Source organism: Caballeronia sp. RCC_10, assembly GCF_041360715.1.
Lineage (GTDB): Bacteria > Pseudomonadota > Gammaproteobacteria > Burkholderiales > Burkholderiaceae > Caballeronia > Caballeronia grimmiae.
The window spans coordinates 205,836-220,813 of sequence record NZ_JBFUPT010000003.1 but is presented as its reverse complement, the minus strand read 5'-3'; the positions used below and the strand labels follow the sequence as shown (position 1 = coordinate 220,813).

The following is a 14,978-nucleotide window of genomic DNA, read 5'->3' as shown; positions in this document are numbered from 1 at the left end:
TCGATTACTGGTTTCGGGAGTCCTGCCCCGGCGAGGCACGACGAATGGCTTCGAACAGGCGTTGAAACGGAGCGCCGCTCTTTGCCAGGCGCGTAAATGACAATGCGCTGGCGTAAAGAGAGATTACCCGTTCAAAATTGCACTGCACAATAAAGGAAACCCCGTAACAGCTTAATCTGGAAGGGATTTTTAAGGAAATTAATACCGTCTTTATCGGCGGTTGTATTAAGAAAGCATTTACTTTTCTTTTTGTTCACCGTCGATATAAATCCAGCGGCCGTTTGCATTTCGCCTGAATCGGCTCGCCTCGTGCAGCCGATGCGCGCGACCGTCGACCTTGTAACGCGCCACGAACTCGACTTCCTCGTGATCCGCGTCGATCGCGGTATGGCGTTTGATCTGCAAGCCGAGCCAGCGCGTGCTGGTGCCGGAGGCATCGAGATCGGGCGGGCAGGTCGCGTCGTCCCATGTGGCGCGCAGATAGGACGTGTCGCCGAGCACGTAGGCGGTGTAGCGCGAGCGCATCAGTTCCATCGCGTTGGCGGGCGCAGCGTGACCGTCGATGAAACGCCCGCAGCACTCGGCATAACGCGGCGCGCGCGCATTCGGCTTCGCCGCCGGCGATGCCCCGCCGCAAGGACACTCCACCGGCTTCAAGCGTCGACTCCCGGCATCTCGACGTGCCCCGGCTGGGCGCGCACGCCGTCGAGCCACGCGCGGATGCCCGGATAGCGAGACAGGTCGAGACCGGCTTCATCGGCGACGTGCGTGTACGCGAAAAGCGCGATATCCGCGACGGTGTAGCGCTCGCCGACGAGAAAGCTGCGCGTCGCGAGATGCTGCTCCATCACGTCGAGCGCGCGATACGAACCCGCGGTCTTCTCGGGCAGACGCGGATCGTCGGGCTGCTTCAGGAACTGGCGGATGAAGCGCGCGACTGCCACATACGGCTCGTGGCCGTACTGCTCGAAGAACATCCATTGCAGCACTTGCGCGCGTTGCAGGCGATCGTCCGGCATCAGCGATGTGCCGTCCGCGAGATAGCAGAGAATGGCGTCGGATTCGGAGAGCGTCGTCGTCTCGTCGATGCACAGCACTGGCACCTTGCCGTTCGGATTCAGCTTGCGGAACGCATCCGTGCGCGTCGCGCCGTGCATCATGTCGACTTCATGCCAGACGTACGGCAGCTTCAGTTGTTCGAGCGCGAGACGCACCTTGTAGCAGTTGCCGGATGCCGAGACGCCATGCACGTGATAGGTCATTCTTTGCGTTCCTTTTCGAGTCGGATTACCAGTCGAGTTGCGTGCCGTCGTACTGAATGAAGCGGCCGTTGAAGTCGTCGCGCAACGCACGCGCTGCCGCGATCACGGCGCGCATGCCGGTGACGCTGCGCGCCACGTCGATTGCCGCCGACGGTCCGCCCATCTCGGTGCGCACCCAGCCCGGATGCAGCGCGATGCACGCCGAATGCCGCGATTCGATCGACGCCACCTTGATCGCGGAATTGAGCGCCGCCTTGCTCGCGCGATACAGCCAGCCGGTCGCGCCGTTCGTCTCGCTGATGCTGCCCATCTTGCTCGACACGACCGCGAGCACGCCTTGCGCGGCATCGGTGAGCGGCAGCAACAGCGGGATGAGCTGCATCGGTCCGCGCACGTTGGTGTGCATCACATCGTCGAAGTCGTCGTTGCTCGGCGCTTCGACGCCTTCCGTGCGCGGGCCGTACACGCCCGACACGATGATCGCGACGTCGAGCCGCTCCTCTTCGAGTTGCCACCCGAGCGCGGCGATCTGCTCCGGCTGCGTGACGTCGAGCGAGAAGGTCTGCGCGCCGAGCGCGTCGAGTGACGAAAGCGCGGCTTTGTCGCGGGCGGTGGCGAGCACGCGCCAGCCGTCGCGGCAGTACTCACGCGCGAACTCGTGGCCGATGCCGCGCGATGCGCCGATGATCAGAGCGGTTTTCATGTCGTCGTTCCTGTTGGCTTCAGATGAGTTCGACGCCCATTGCCGTCGCTTCCCCGCCGCCGATGCACAACGAGGCGACGCCGCGCTTCAACCCGCGCGAGCGCAACGCGCCGATCAGCGTGACGAGAATCCGCGCGCCGGAAGCGCCGATCGGATGCCCCAGCGCGCAAGCGCCGCCGTTCACGTTCACCTTGTCGTGAGGCAGGTCGTGTTCGCGCATGGCGGCCATCGTCACGACGGCGAATGCCTCGTTGATTTCGTACAGGTCGACATCGCCCGCGCGCCAGCCGTTCTTGTCGAAGAGTCGGGCGATCGCGCCGACGGGCGCGGTGGTGAACAGCGCCGGCTGCTGCGCGAACGTGCTATGCCCGGCGACGCGCGCAATCGGCGTCACGCCGAGGCGTTTCGCGGTCGATTCGCGCATCATCACGAGCGCCGCCGCGCCATCCGATATCGACGAGGAATTCGCCGCCGTCACGGTGCCGTCCTTCGCGAACGCCGGCTTGAGCGACGGAATCTTCTCGATGTTCGCCTTGAACGGCTGCTCGTCGCGCGCAATTCGCGACTCGCCTTTTCTGCCCTGCACGGTGACCGGCGCGATTTCCCATTCGAACGATCCATTCTCGTTCGCGCGTTGCGCGCGGCGCAGCGATTCGACCGCGAACGCATCCTGCGATTCACGCGAGAACGCATACGACGACGCGCACTGTTCCGCGAACGCGCCCATCAGACGGCCTTTCTCGTAGGCGTCTTCGAGGCCGTCGAGGAACATGTGATCCATCACCTGGCCGTGCCCCATGCGCATGCCGCCGCGCGCCTTCGGCAGCAGATAGGGCGCGTTCGTCATGCTTTCCATGCCGCCCGCGACGATGACTTCCGCCGAGCCGGCGAGCAGCATGTCGTGGGCGAACATCGCGGCGCGCATGCCGGAGCCGCACATCTTGTTGATCGTCGTGCAGCCGGTGGACAGCGGCAAGCCCGCGCCGAGCGCCGCCTGACGCGCGGGCGCCTGGCCCTGGCCTGCAGGCAGCACGCAGCCCATGATCGCTTCGTCGATCCGCTCCGGTGTCAGGCCCGCGCGTTCGACCGCCGCGCGGATCGCCGCCGCGCCGAGTTGCGGCGCGGTCAATGCGGCGAAATCGCCCTGAAACGCGGCCATCGGCGTGCGTGCAGCCGAGACGATGACGACCGCATCGCGTTGTGTCTCACTCATGTTTTAGCTCCTTGATGACGCCCTGAATGACGGCGGGAACATCGCCGAGCCGCGCCGCATCGGACGCGATCACGTCGTTCTCCGCTGCGTATGCGCCGTCGCGCGTCAACGCGGCGAGGCACGATTGATACGTCTCGTCCACGGCTTCCTGCGAACTGATCATCATGCCCATGTTGCGCAGACGGCCATCGTGGACGCCGTAGGTCCAGCCGTGAATCGTCAGTTCCTGACCGCGCGCCCAGGCATCGTTGACGACGGTCGTGCGGCACACGTTCAGCGTCTGCTCGATCGTGTTCAGTTCCACGAGCCGGCGATGCCGCGCTTCGCCCATCGGCCATTCGTCGAGCAGCGCGGCGTGCTTTTCGCGCACGTCCTCGACGTGACGCAGCCAGTTGTCCGCGAGACCGACGCGCCGTCCGACGAGCGCCGCGCCCACGCCCGAGCAGCCGTAATGGCCGACGACCATGATGTGCTTCACCTTCAGCAGATCGACGGCGAACTGAATCACCGACAGCGCGTTGAGGTCCGAGTGCACGACGACGTTCGCGATATTCCGATGCACGAACACTTCGCCCGGCGGCAAGCCGATGATCTGGTTCGCCGGCACGCGGGAATCGGAGCAGCCGATCCACAGATATTCCGGCGCCTGCTGATGCGCGAGCCGCTCGAAGAAATCCGCGTCCTCGGCGAGCTTGCGCGTGACCCAACTCTGGTTGTTGTCGAAGAGATGGGCGAGGGGATGAGCGGCTTCGTTGTTTCGGTCAGTCATGTTCGTTTGCTGTGTTGCATGTTTCAAGAATGCGCCGCACTTTGCAGTTCAGGCGGCGCGCGCGGAGGCCTTCTCGAACCGCTCCGGATACCGGACGCAGAAGCGGATGGCTCCGTCGTAGGGGAAAAAATCGGCGAGTTCGCCTTGCAGCAATTGCTCCTTGTGACGCTGCCAGAGCGCCGGGTCGAAGAAATCCGCGTGATGACGCATGAAGGCTTCGCGCACGCGCGGATCGCCGAGCAGGAACGTGCCGTACGTTTCGGGGAAGATGTCATGCGGCCCGACGGTATACCACGGCTCGCCCGACAGTTCCTCTTCCTCGTTGCGCGGCGGCGGCACGCGGCGCACGTTGCAATCGGTCAGATACTCGATCTCGTCGTAATCGTAAAACACGACGCGACCGTGCCGCGTCACGCCGAAGTTCTTGTACAGCATATCGCCGGGGAAAATGTTCGCCTGGATCAACTGCTTGATCGCATCGCCGAATTCCTTGATGCCGTGATCGATGTCATCCGCATTGCCCTTCTGCAGGAAGAGATTCAACGGCACCATGCGACGCTCGATATAGACGTGGCGAATGACCAGCTTGTCGCCTTCGTATTCGATCATCGATGGCGCTTCCTTCTCCAGTTCGCGGATCAGCGAATGATCGAGCCGCGCGAGCGGCAGCGCGACGCTCGAATACTCGAGCGTATCGGCCATGCGGCCCAGCCGGTCGTGGCGCTTCACGAGCAGGTACTTGTCCTCGATCTTCGCGCGCGTGGTGTCCTTCGGCGGCGGGAACGCATCCTTGATGAGCTTGAACACATAAGGAAACGACGGCAGCGTGAACACGATCATCACGAGCCCCTTGATGCCCGGCGCGATGATGAACTGATCGCTCGAATGTTTCAGGTGATGCAGCAGGTCGCGATAGAACAGGTTCTTGCCCTGCTTCTGCAAGCCGAGCGACGTGTAGATTTCCGCGTTCGGCTTCGCCGGCATGATGCTGCCCAGAAACTGCACGTACGCCGACGGCACTTCCATGTCGACGAGAAAATACGAATGCGAGAAGCTGAAGATGATGAGCAATTGCTGGCGCTCGAGCAGGACGGTATCGAGCGCGAGCAGGCCGGGCTTCGTGTGGCGGACGGCGATGGCGAACGGCAGCAGCGAATCGCCATGAATGATGCGGCCGATGATATACGCCGCCTTGTTGCGAAAGAATAGCGACGACAGCACGTGAATCTGGAAATTCGGCGCGGGCGCGAAGTCGCCGAAAGCGTCTTTCAGCGATTGCATCACGCATTGCACGTCGCGCGTCAGGTCTTCGAATGGCGGCTGCAACTGAAAGTTCGTGACGATGCGCTCGAGCGTGGCCGCGAGTCCGTCCTTGTCCGGGTAGTACGCGCGATACGTCGGCTTGGCGGCGGGCTCGTCGTTCTCGATGTATTCGGTCGAGATCGCTGGCCGCACGAAAATGAAATCGTTGTTGAAGTACGAGCGATGCAGGATCTTGCAGCACACCGAGTTGAAGAAAGTCTCGGCGCACTCCGGCTGACGATGCGTCGTCAACAAGCCGATGTAATGCAGCTTGATTTGCTGCCATACCTCGTCGTCGATGTTCTCGGCATCGTATTCGTCTTCGAGACGCATCACGCATTCGTCGACACGCTCGTCATACGACGTGATGCGCTCGCGCGCAAGCTGCGAGAGCGCATGCCAGTCGCCTTGCTCGAACAGCGTCTTGGCCTTGACGGCGGCTTCGCGAAAGACGCGGTAATGCCGGTCGAAACCTTCGAGCAGCGTCTGCGCGACATGGAAGCCGATTTGCGACGAGAGCAGCTTGGGAAAGTGGTTCATGTCGGCTCGCATCAGGCGGCTTTCGACCGCCGCGCCCGCTTGTCGATGCCGGCCGCGAGCAGCGCGCGGCCTTGCTCTTCATAAGCGGTGAGTTCGGAGAGCGTGGTGTTCAGGTCTTCTAGCTGACGCTGCAGCATTTCACGATGCGCCGCGATGGTGTCGATGAACGCGCGCAGTTGCGCGGTCGTGCCGGTCGGCGAATCGTAGAGATCGAGCAGCGTGCGAATCTCCGACAGCGTGAAGCCGAGCCGCTTGCCGCGCAGCGTGAGTTTGAGGCGCGTGCGGTCGCGCGGCGAATACACGCGGCGCAGGAAGTTCGCGCCTTCGCGTCGCGGCGCGAGCAGGCCCTGATCTTCGTAGAAGCGAATGGCGCGCGGCGTGACGTCGAACTCGCGCGCCAGTTCAGTGATCGTGTAATGCGTGGGCTGAGTCATCTGGAAAGCGCGACGCGCGAACGGGCGTCCGACGATAGAATGACGTTTACGTTATCGTCAACTTCGCCGGATTGCAATGCGGCGCAAACCCCAAAGGCATTACCGATGAACGCACTCGAACATCAGCTCGATTATGTATTCGCCGAAGAATTGCCGGAGCCGGGCGGCGTGAAGGAAGTGGCCCCCGGCGTCTACTGGCTGCGCATGCCATTGCCGTTCGCGCTCGATCACATCAATCTGTGGCTGCTGCGCGATGAGATCGACGGCGTGCAAGGCTGGACGGTGGTGGATTGCGGCATTGCGAACGACGGCATCCGCGCGAACTGGGAGCGTGTATTCGATACCGTGCTGGATGGCCTGCCCGTGTTGCGCGTGATCGTCACGCATTGCCATCCCGATCACCTCGGCCTCGCCGACTGGGTCTGCAATGGCGGCGACAGGCAACGCTGGAACGTGCGGCTGTGGATGTCACTCGGCGAATACGCGATGGGCCGCGTGATGGCCGCGGGCGATGGCTCCAACGCGGGCGGAGAACGCGCGGCGCGGCATTTCGCGACGCATGGCCTGACCGATGAAGCATCGCTCGATGCGTTGAGAAAGCGCGACAGCTATTACCCGACGCTCGTGCCTTCGATGCCGGGCGAGTTTCGCCGTATCCGCGATGGCGATCGCCTGCGCATTGGCGCGCGTGAATGGGAAGTGGTGACGGGCTATGGTCATTCGCCCGAACATAGCGCGTTGTATTGCGCGTCAGACAAGCTGCTCATTTCCGGCGACATGGTGTTGCCGCGCATCTCGACAAACGTGTCCGTGTTCGCGATCGAGCCGGAAAGCAATCCGCTCGCACTGTATCTGGAGTCGCTCGGACGCTATGAATCCATGCCCGCCGATGTCCTCGCGCTGCCCTCGCACGGCAAACCGTTTCGCGGCGTGCAGACGCGCATCGGGCAACTGAGGGAGCATCATCGTGCGCGGCTGGCGGAAGTGCGCGAGGCGTGCGCCGCGAAACCCTGCAGCGCCGCCGACATCGTGCCGGTCATGTTCAAGCGCCCGCTCGATATTCACCAGATGACGTTCGCGCTCGGTGAAGCGCTCGCGCACCTGAATCTGCTCTGGCTCGAAGGCGCGTTGAAGCGTCAGGCCGGCGAGGATGGCGTGCTGCGGTTCGCGCCGGCCTGAGACCGGTTACTGCACGGCAACTGCCCCGAAGTTCTGTCGTCCGAACGGGCTCACGTTATACCCGCTGACATTCGCGCGGGTAAGCGCCGCCGCCGTCGGATAAACGAGCGGAATCCACAACGCCTGATCGTGGATGATCTTCTGCGCGTCGATATACGACTTCGTGCGTTTCGCGACATCGGGCGTCGCCTTGCCGTCCGCGATCAGCTTGTCGAGTTGGGCATCGCAGAAGCGCGCGAAGTTGATGCCCGACTTCACCGCATTGCAACTGAAGAGCGGCGACAGGTAGTTATCCGGATCGCCGTTGTCGCCGGCCCAGCCCATGAAGAGCATGTCGTGCTGGCCCTGCTTCGCTTCCTTGATCAGCTCTCCCCACTCGATCACCTTCACCTGCGCCTTCACGCCGATCTTCGCGAGGTCTGCCTGCAGCAACTCCGCGCCCGCCTTCGGATTCGGATTCAGCACGCTGCCATTCGGACGCACCCAGATCGTCGTCTCGAAGCCGTTCGGCAAGCCCGCATCGGCGAGCAGCTTCTTCGCGCGATCCGCCGAGTACGGATACGCCTGCACGCTCTTGTCATAGCTCCACGTATTCGGCGGATACGGATTCACCGCCGGCGATGCGGTGTTGTCGAACACGGTCTTCATGTACGTCGTGCGATCGAACGCCATGTTCAGCGCCTGACGCACCTTCGGGTTGTCGAGCGGCTTCTTCTGCGTGTTCAACGCGACGAAAGCGGTCATGAACGCGGGCGTCTCGCTGACCTTGAGCGCCTTGTCCTTCTTCGCATCGAGCACGTCCTGCGGCTTCGGCGATAGCGCGATCTGGCATTCGCCCGCCTTGATCTTCTGCGCACGCACCGAGGCATCGGGCGTGATTGCATAGATCAGCCGATCGACCTTCGGCTTCGGTCCCCAGTACGAAGGGTTCACGTCGTAGCGGATCACCGCGTCCTTCGTATAGCTCTTGAGCACGAACGGGCCGGTGCCGATGGGCTTGCTGTTGATGTCCAGCTGCTTGTCCGCCTTCAGCAACTGGCCGGCGTACTCGGCCGAATAGATCGAAGCGAAGCCCATCGTGAGGATCGGCACGAAGGTCGCATTCGGCTCGTTCAGCTCGAACTTCACGGTCTGATCGTCCACCTTGGTCACGGCCTTGATGAGCTTCACGAGGCCCATCGACTGCGCGTGCGGAAAGCCGCTTGCGCCCGCCACCTTGTGCCACGGGTTGCTGTCCGACAGCATGCGCTCGAACGTGAAGACGACGTCATCCGCGTTGAGCGGGCGCGTCGGCTTGAAGTAGTCGGTCGTCTGGAAGTGGACGTTCGGCCGCAGATGGAACGTGTACGTGAGGCCGTCGCTCGATACGTCCCACTTCTGCGCAAGCGATGGCGCGACTTTCTTCGCGGCCTCGTCGTACGAGACCAGCGTATTGAAGATGACGTCCGCCGATGCGTTCGTCGTCACGAGCGAATTGAACTGGACGACATCGAAGCCATCGGGGCTCGATTCCGTGCAGACGGTGAGCGGCTTCGACATCGCGAGCATCGGCGCGGCCATGAGGACGGCGGCGAACGCGGCGGTGGAGCGGACTTTGAAGCGGTTGAGGGGCATGGATTCTCCCGTGACTCTCGGTCACACATCGGTTTTCTTGTTGCTCGGATCATGCCGGGCCGTCGACGCGTGCAAGCGGCGCGCCCGCGCGACAGCTTATCCAACGGCGCGACCGGCTACAACGAAGCATTGCGCATACCGGTATGCCTCGCGTGAAGCGGGTCGGCTTGCCGAACGGTGTGCATCACGCTACACTGCCCCCGTCTTTGGGGAGTAGCCTTCCTTCGTCCTTCGAAGGAGAACGCGTCAACATCCTCGGCTCTGCTGCCGTGGCGCGTTCGACCGGTCCGGTTTGGCGAGACCATTGATGCGCTATGTCGTTCCTGGTCGGACGGGCGTGGCGCATCATGGTTCGCTGACGTCCGGCCGTGGAATCATCGTCGTGTCCCCACAATCACAATATTCGTCTCCCTCTCGCGCTGCCATTCGCGTTGGCGCGGCGTTCGCTGTTTATCGTTCGATGCGGGGTGCCGCATGACGATGCTCTTCATCGAACTCGCGTTCATGCTCGCGATCATCCTGATCGCATCGGAGCTTTTCACCAACGCGCTCGAACATCTCGGCGAGCGGCTCGGCATTTCCGAAGGCGTCACCGGATCGCTGTTCGCGGCGGTCGGCACCGCATTGCCGGAGACGACCGTGCCGATCATCGCGCTTCTCGGCGGCACCGCCAGCCGCACGGTCAATGAAGAGATCGGCGTCGGCGCGATCCTCGGTGCGCCGCTGATGCTCGCGACGCTCTCCACCTGCCTGATGACCCTCGCCATCCTGAAGTCGCGCGGCTTGCGCGGGGTCATCATGCCGGAGCGCAGCGGCTTCACGCGTGACCTCAATTTCTTTCTCGTGGCGTTCTTGATCGCGGCAGGCGCGATGTTCGTGCCGCATCATGCGTGGCAAGTGCGCGCGCTGTTCGCGGGCGGACTCGTCGTGCTGTACATCATCTACGTGATCGCGACGTTCCGGGCATCTGCCAATCTCGTCGAGAGCGGGCACGGCACCGAAGCGCCCGAGACGCTCTTCATCTCGCGACTGGGCCTCAAGACGAACATCGGCTCGATCATGCTGCAGTTTCTCGCCGGCATCGTGCTGCTCGTCGGCGGCGCGAAGGGCTTCATTCACGGCGTCGAGGGCGTGTCGCAGGCGCTGGGGATATCGGCGCTGCTGCTGTCGCTCATCATCATTCCGATCGCGACGGAGTTGCCCGAAAAGGTGAACAGCATTCTGTGGGCGCGACGCGGGAAGGACACGCTCGCGTTCGGCAACATCACCGGCGCGATGGTGTTTCAGGGGACGTTGCTGCCGGGTATCGGCATCATGCTGACGCCGTGGGAGCCGCGAGTCGAAGTGTTGACAGGCGTGCTGATCACGCTCGCGGCGGCGGCGTGGCTGCGCTTTCATGCGCGCGGCAATGGCGTTGCGCTCTGGGCGCTGCTGGGCAATGGCGTGCTGTATGCCGCCTATCTGACGCTGACGCTCGGACGCTAAAGCTCGGACGCTGACGCCCGGCCAAAGAAAAATGCCCGCGCGAGGCGGGCATTGATGTTCATGCAGCGCGTCGGACATCGGCGCGTTGTTCTTGTTGTTGTTTGTTTAACGGCGTTGAGCGGGGAAACTTTAGAGGCGCGCGGCCTTTTGATAACGGCTCGCCGCGTTGGCTCGTTCCATCGACTGGCGATGGCTTGCGACGAGCGCGTCGCGCGCGATTCCGGCCGCCTGCGTCACCGCAGCGATGCTCGAGTGGATCTTGCGGATCGCCGCGAGCGCTTCGGCAGATTGCTCGGGCGCGAACGTCATCAATAGCGGCGAGCGCGTCTCCGCGAGGCTGGCCGCCAGGGCCCAGTTGCCCTCCACCGCAGCAACTTCGATCGCTTGAGACAGTTCCCACACGCGGAAGGCCACTTCGTCCTGGTTTATGTCAGTCATAGGTCGATACGCTCTGCAGTTCACTTGTTGGTGGCAAGTGCACCCGCGGTCTTCTCGCCGCCGAACAACTGGGTCAGGTATTGCGAGTTGCTTTGCATCTGTGCCATTAGCTTGTTGAGCGCGGTGAACTGCGTGTTGTACTGGTCCGTAAGCTTGTCCGCATACGCCTGCAATGCCGTGCTTTGCTTGGTGATGTCGGCCAAGTCCTTGGTCAGCTCAGTGGCTCGCGTGTCAAGAACGCCGCCGGTTTGCAGAAAACTCGTCGCGGTAGTGTTCAGGGTGGCGCCCACGCCATCCGTCGAGTTGAACAATGCGGTAACCGCGCTACGATTCGAACTTAACGCGCTCGAAAGCTTATCGCTGTCCAGCTTCAGGGTGCCGTCCGTCTGCAGATCGATGCCAATCGCGTTGAGAGAAAGCGTCGTGCTGCCGCTCGGTACGCCCTTTGCAAGCGTCGTTGCCAGCGCGCTCTTGATCGAATCCAGCATTGGGTCGCCGAGAAGCGGGCCTCCCTGGCTGCCGGCGCTCGCTGTCGAGTCGAAACTCGACAGCGAACTGGCGGTGCTGACGAAGGCGTTATAGGCCGCGACAAAACCATTGATGGCTTTTGTCGCGGCGTCGTCGTCGACGGCCACGGACAGTGTCTGACTCGTGTTGCTCGCCGCCGCAGAAAGGGAGAGCGTTACGCCGTTGATAGCGTCCGCGATAGTATTGCTCGGACTTGTGACGGCCATTCCATCGATCTTGAGCTTGGCGTCCTGAGCCGCGGATTGTTGCGTGTAGTTGGTGTTGGGGATCGACCCGTCGAAGGCGAGTGCGCCGAGCCCGTCCGTAGAATTGGTCGTCACGCTGAGCGTATTGGCAGCGCCCGTCGAATTGGAACTGAGGACGAGGTGCGAGCCGTCTACGCCAGCAATAACCGTCGCCGTCACGCCGGGGTTGTCCTTTGCAGAGTTGATCGCCGAAGCGATACCGGCGAGGGTGTTGTTTCCGGATCCGACCGCGATCGTCATTGCCGCGCTGCCTCCGACTGCGATCGACAGATCACCGGTGCCGACCGACGCGCTCGCGCCGATGCCAGTCTGCAACACGATCTTCTGCGCAGTCGCGACGTTCGTGATGTCAAGTGCGTAGCTGCCGGGGACCGTTCCGGTTGTCGCGGTGGCAGTCACGCCGTTGCCATTCGATCTTGCGGTCAATGTGGAGATAGCTGATGCATCCGCAAGACCCGCCAGTGCGGTCTGAAGTGCGGACAGCGACGATTTGAGCTGTCCGATCGCGGACAGCTTTGTATTGTCGAGGCTCTGGCGATAAGCAAGCGTCGAGGACTGTGCGGCTGTTTTCGCTGAGACGAGCGCCGCCACGACCGTCGACGTATCGGTCGTCGAATTCGTCACCCCGCTAATGATGGACTGCGCCGCCTGCGAAAGGGTGCTGCTTACGGAGGTGCTCGAAGATGTCGTCATGAGGATGTTCGTCTGTGGACTTTCCAACGCGACAACCGCGTGTTAAGCGTCAGGTGACGGAAAAATCCAGAGACGCATCATGGGAGACTAGTCTCCCATGATGCGCTTACCCGCCTGCCGCTGATTCAACGGCGTTACGCGCTTGATTCTGAAAGCTGCGCAGTGCCCTAAAACAGTTAGCCGAGAAGCTTCAGAACCTGCTGCGGCATCGAGTTCGCTTGTGCGAGCACTGAAATGCCTGCTTGCTGCAGAACCTGACCCTTCGACAGGTTCGCCGTTTCCTGGGCGAAGTCTGCGTCGGTGATCTGCGCGGAAGCGGCGCTCAGGTTGGTCGATTGCGATTGGAGGTCCGAAATGGCCGATTGGAAGCGGTTCAACTGGGCGCCGAACGTGGCTTGTTGCGTGTTGATGCTGTCCAGGGTGGTGTCGACCTTGGTCATCAAGGCTTGTGCAGCGGTTGCGTTCGCGCCTGCAACCGTGTCCGTGCCCGCTGTCAGGACTGTCGAATAGTCATTGCTGAGGTCGAGCGTGAGCTTCTGGCCTGCCGTTGCACCGACCTGGAAATCGACGGCCGCACCTGCCGTCCCGTCGAGAACCTTGACGCCGTTGAACGTCGTATCGGTTCCGACGCGCGTAATTTCTCCGATCCGCTGTTGTACTTCAGCATCGATCTTGGCGCGGTCGTTGGTGCTCAAGGAACCGTCGGACGCCTGCACCGCGAGTTGGCGAATGCGTTGGAGGTTATCTGTGATCGAGGACAGGCCGCTCGATGCGGTCTGCAGCATCGAGACAGCGTTGTTCGCGTTCGAAACGCTCTGGTTCAAAGCGTTGGTGTACGACTTCATCGACGTCGAGATAGCCAGGCCGGCAGCGTCGTCTGCTGCGCTATTGATGCGCTTACCCGAAGAGAGTCGGTTAATGGCCGACGAAAGTACGCTTTGCGAGCCGCTCAAGTTCTTTTGAGTGGCCATCGACAGGATATTTGTATTGATATTCAGCATGATTTACCTTGTTCAATTAGTGCGCCGATTGGCGCCGGTTCGGACAAAGCGTCGCGCTTTAGAGGAGCACTGACCGCCTTTCCTGGTTTTCGGCGGTCGGCCCCGAAACTTTAGGTTCGTTCGAGGGGCGTTGCTCGCCTGTTCCAGCGTGCGTTTGCCGGTTCCTAAGTTTTCGGCAGCGCGCGGAGAAACTTTATCCTGGGCTGACTGATTTCCTTTGAATGTAGCGGAGCCAGACGCACGCGGAACTTGAATGTGACGAATATGTCCGGCGATGATGCGGCGCGGCGCGCAAGGGGCTCAAGGCGATAGTGCCGGCTCGGCGTATGCTACAAGTTGCACCCTCGAATGGACCTAGGACCATGCAAAAAAGCACTATCGGCACATCAGATCTTAAAATCGCGCCGCTCGTGTTCGGCGGCAACGTGTTCGGCTGGACGGCCGACGAGCGCACGTCGTTCTCCATCCTCGACGCCTTCGTCGATCACGGCCTCAACTTCGTCGACACGGCAGATGTGTACTCCGCCTGGGTGGACGGGCATCAGGGCGGCGAGTCCGAAGCGATCATCGGCAAGTGGTTCAAGGAAAGCGGCAAGCGTCACAAGATCGTGCTCGCGACCAAGGTCGGCATGCTCAGTACGCGCGCGGGGCTATCGGCGGCTAACATCGCGGCTGCAGTCGACGATTCGCTGCGCCGCCTGAAAACCGATTACATCGACGTCTACTTCTCCCATCTCGACGACGACAAGACGCCGCTCGACGAGACGCTCGACGCATATCAGAAGCTCATCGCGGCGGGGAAGGTGCGCGTGATCGGCGCGTCGAACTACAAGGGCGAGCGGCTGGAAGAAGCATTGCGGGTCTCAAAGGAATCGGGATTGCCGGCGTATCAGGTTCTTCAGCCGGAGTACAACCTCTATGACCGCGAAGGCTATGAGACCGATCTCGAGCCCGTCGTGGAGAAGCACAAGATTGCGGTCGTCACTTATTTCAGCCTGGCGAGCGGCTTTCTGTCGGGCAAGTACCGCTCGAAAGACGACACGACGCAGGCGGCGCGCGGCTCGCGCGTCGAGAAGTATCTGAACGATCGCGGGCTGAATATCGTCGATGCGCTCGTCGAAGTGGCTACGCGCAACAGCACGACGCCCGCGACCGTCGCGCTGGCGTGGATCATCGCGCGGCCGAGCGTGACCGCGCCGATCGCCAGCGCGACATCGGTGAAGCAACTCGAAAGCCTTGCCGCCGCGACGCAACTCCAGCTTTCCGCCGAAGACCTGAAAATCCTCGACGAAGCCAGCGCCTGGCAGAAATAAATCTGTTGCATCAAAGGCTTGGCGTGTCTCGAAGAGTTGGCAGGGGCGCGATGTTCTGGTAACATCGCGCCCGAATCGAGAAATGTGCCCGGTTTCTTGCCTTCGCCGCTAAATATGACAACGTCAAAAGCTGGCGGCGAATGGCTCAGAATTGCGCGTTCAGGTGTCTCTCGCGAACACGCATGCCGCTCTCGCGGTCGAATCTCAACTCTCTCTTTTCCGGCCTCCGTGGCCGCTTTGCTCGTGTCCGCCCGTCGCG

General features: G+C 62.0%; 14 protein-coding genes and 1 riboswitch. Of the genes, 3 read left to right on the top strand and 11 right to left on the bottom strand.

Features of this window, described 5'->3' with window-relative positions; genetic code table 11:
• Positions 1–237: 237 nt before the first annotated feature.
• Genes AB6804_RS08655 through AB6804_RS08625 form a run of 7 tightly spaced genes read right to left on the bottom strand, consistent with a single transcriptional unit; the run spans position 238 to position 6,223 of the window.
• Positions 238–657, bottom strand: a complete 420-nt coding sequence (locus AB6804_RS08655; RefSeq protein WP_370886105.1) for a YchJ family protein — start codon at positions 655–657, stop codon at positions 238–240.
• Positions 654–1,262, bottom strand: coding sequence for a glutathione S-transferase family protein (locus AB6804_RS08650; RefSeq protein ID WP_370886104.1), 609 nt, complete (start codon positions 1,260–1,262; stop codon positions 654–656). The genes AB6804_RS08655 and AB6804_RS08650 overlap by 4 nt, the downstream gene beginning before the upstream one ends.
• A gap of 25 nt (positions 1,263–1,287) precedes the next feature.
• The gene (locus AB6804_RS08645; protein ID WP_370886103.1) at positions 1,288–1,965 is read right to left on the bottom strand and encodes an SDR family oxidoreductase; all 678 of its coding nucleotides are present in this window, start codon (positions 1,963–1,965) and stop codon (positions 1,288–1,290) included.
• Between the two features lie 19 nt (positions 1,966–1,984).
• Positions 1,985–3,178, bottom strand: coding sequence for an acetyl-CoA C-acetyltransferase (locus AB6804_RS08640; RefSeq protein ID WP_370886102.1), 1,194 nt, complete (start codon positions 3,176–3,178; stop codon positions 1,985–1,987).
• On the bottom strand, positions 3,171–3,947 hold the full coding sequence (can, locus tag AB6804_RS08635; RefSeq protein WP_370886101.1) for a carbonate dehydratase: 777 nt from the start codon (positions 3,945–3,947) through the stop codon (positions 3,171–3,173). Before can ends, AB6804_RS08640 begins: the two co-directional genes overlap by 8 nt.
• 48 nt (positions 3,948–3,995) lie before the next feature.
• A complete protein-coding gene (aceK, locus tag AB6804_RS08630; RefSeq protein ID WP_370886100.1) occupies positions 3,996–5,789 on the bottom strand; it encodes a bifunctional isocitrate dehydrogenase kinase/phosphatase in 1,794 nt (597 codons plus the stop codon).
• Positions 5,790–5,800: 11 nt separating this feature from the next.
• Complete coding sequence (locus AB6804_RS08625) at positions 5,801–6,223, bottom strand: MerR family DNA-binding transcriptional regulator (RefSeq protein ID WP_370886099.1); 423 nt, start codon at positions 6,221–6,223, stop codon at positions 5,801–5,803.
• 105 nt (positions 6,224–6,328) lie between these two features.
• Here AB6804_RS08625 and AB6804_RS08620 point away from each other — a divergent pair, with 105 nt between their 5' ends.
• Positions 6,329–7,402, top strand: coding sequence for an MBL fold metallo-hydrolase (locus AB6804_RS08620; RefSeq protein WP_370886098.1), 1,074 nt, complete (start codon positions 6,329–6,331; stop codon positions 7,400–7,402).
• Positions 7,403–7,408: 6 nt separating this feature from the next.
• On the opposite strand, the gene AB6804_RS08615 is transcribed toward AB6804_RS08620, so the two are convergent.
• Complete coding sequence (locus tag AB6804_RS08615) at positions 7,409–9,016, bottom strand: ABC transporter substrate-binding protein (protein ID WP_370886097.1); 1,608 nt, start codon at positions 9,014–9,016, stop codon at positions 7,409–7,411.
• Between the two features lie 196 nt (positions 9,017–9,212).
• A riboswitch (yybP-ykoY riboswitch) is annotated at positions 9,213–9,384 on the top strand.
• A gap of 106 nt (positions 9,385–9,490) precedes the next feature.
• On the opposite strand from AB6804_RS08615, the gene AB6804_RS08610 reads away from it, so the two are divergent.
• A complete protein-coding gene (locus tag AB6804_RS08610; RefSeq protein WP_370886096.1) occupies positions 9,491–10,501 on the top strand; it encodes a sodium:calcium antiporter in 1,011 nt (336 codons plus the stop codon).
• 129 nt (positions 10,502–10,630) lie between these two features.
• On the opposite strand, the gene AB6804_RS08605 is transcribed toward AB6804_RS08610, so the two are convergent.
• The 3 genes from AB6804_RS08605 to AB6804_RS08595 all read right to left on the bottom strand — a co-directional run bounded on the left by AB6804_RS08605 (position 10,631) and on the right by AB6804_RS08595 (position 13,406).
• The gene (locus AB6804_RS08605; RefSeq protein ID WP_370886095.1) at positions 10,631–10,915 is read right to left on the bottom strand and encodes a flagellar protein FliT; all 285 of its coding nucleotides are present in this window, start codon (positions 10,913–10,915) and stop codon (positions 10,631–10,633) included.
• A 44-nt stretch (positions 10,916–10,959) separates the two neighbouring features.
• Entirely contained in the window at positions 10,960–12,405 is a 1,446-nt protein-coding gene (gene fliD, locus AB6804_RS08600; RefSeq protein WP_370886094.1) for a flagellar filament capping protein FliD, read from the bottom strand.
• A gap of 176 nt (positions 12,406–12,581) precedes the next feature.
• Positions 12,582–13,406, bottom strand: coding sequence for a flagellin domain-containing protein (locus tag AB6804_RS08595; protein WP_370886093.1), 825 nt, complete (start codon positions 13,404–13,406; stop codon positions 12,582–12,584).
• 362 nt (positions 13,407–13,768) lie between these two features.
• Here AB6804_RS08595 and AB6804_RS08590 point away from each other — a divergent pair, with 362 nt between their 5' ends.
• Complete coding sequence (locus AB6804_RS08590; RefSeq protein WP_370886092.1) at positions 13,769–14,719, top strand: aldo/keto reductase; 951 nt, start codon at positions 13,769–13,771, stop codon at positions 14,717–14,719.
• Positions 14,720–14,978 lie beyond the last annotated feature (259 nt).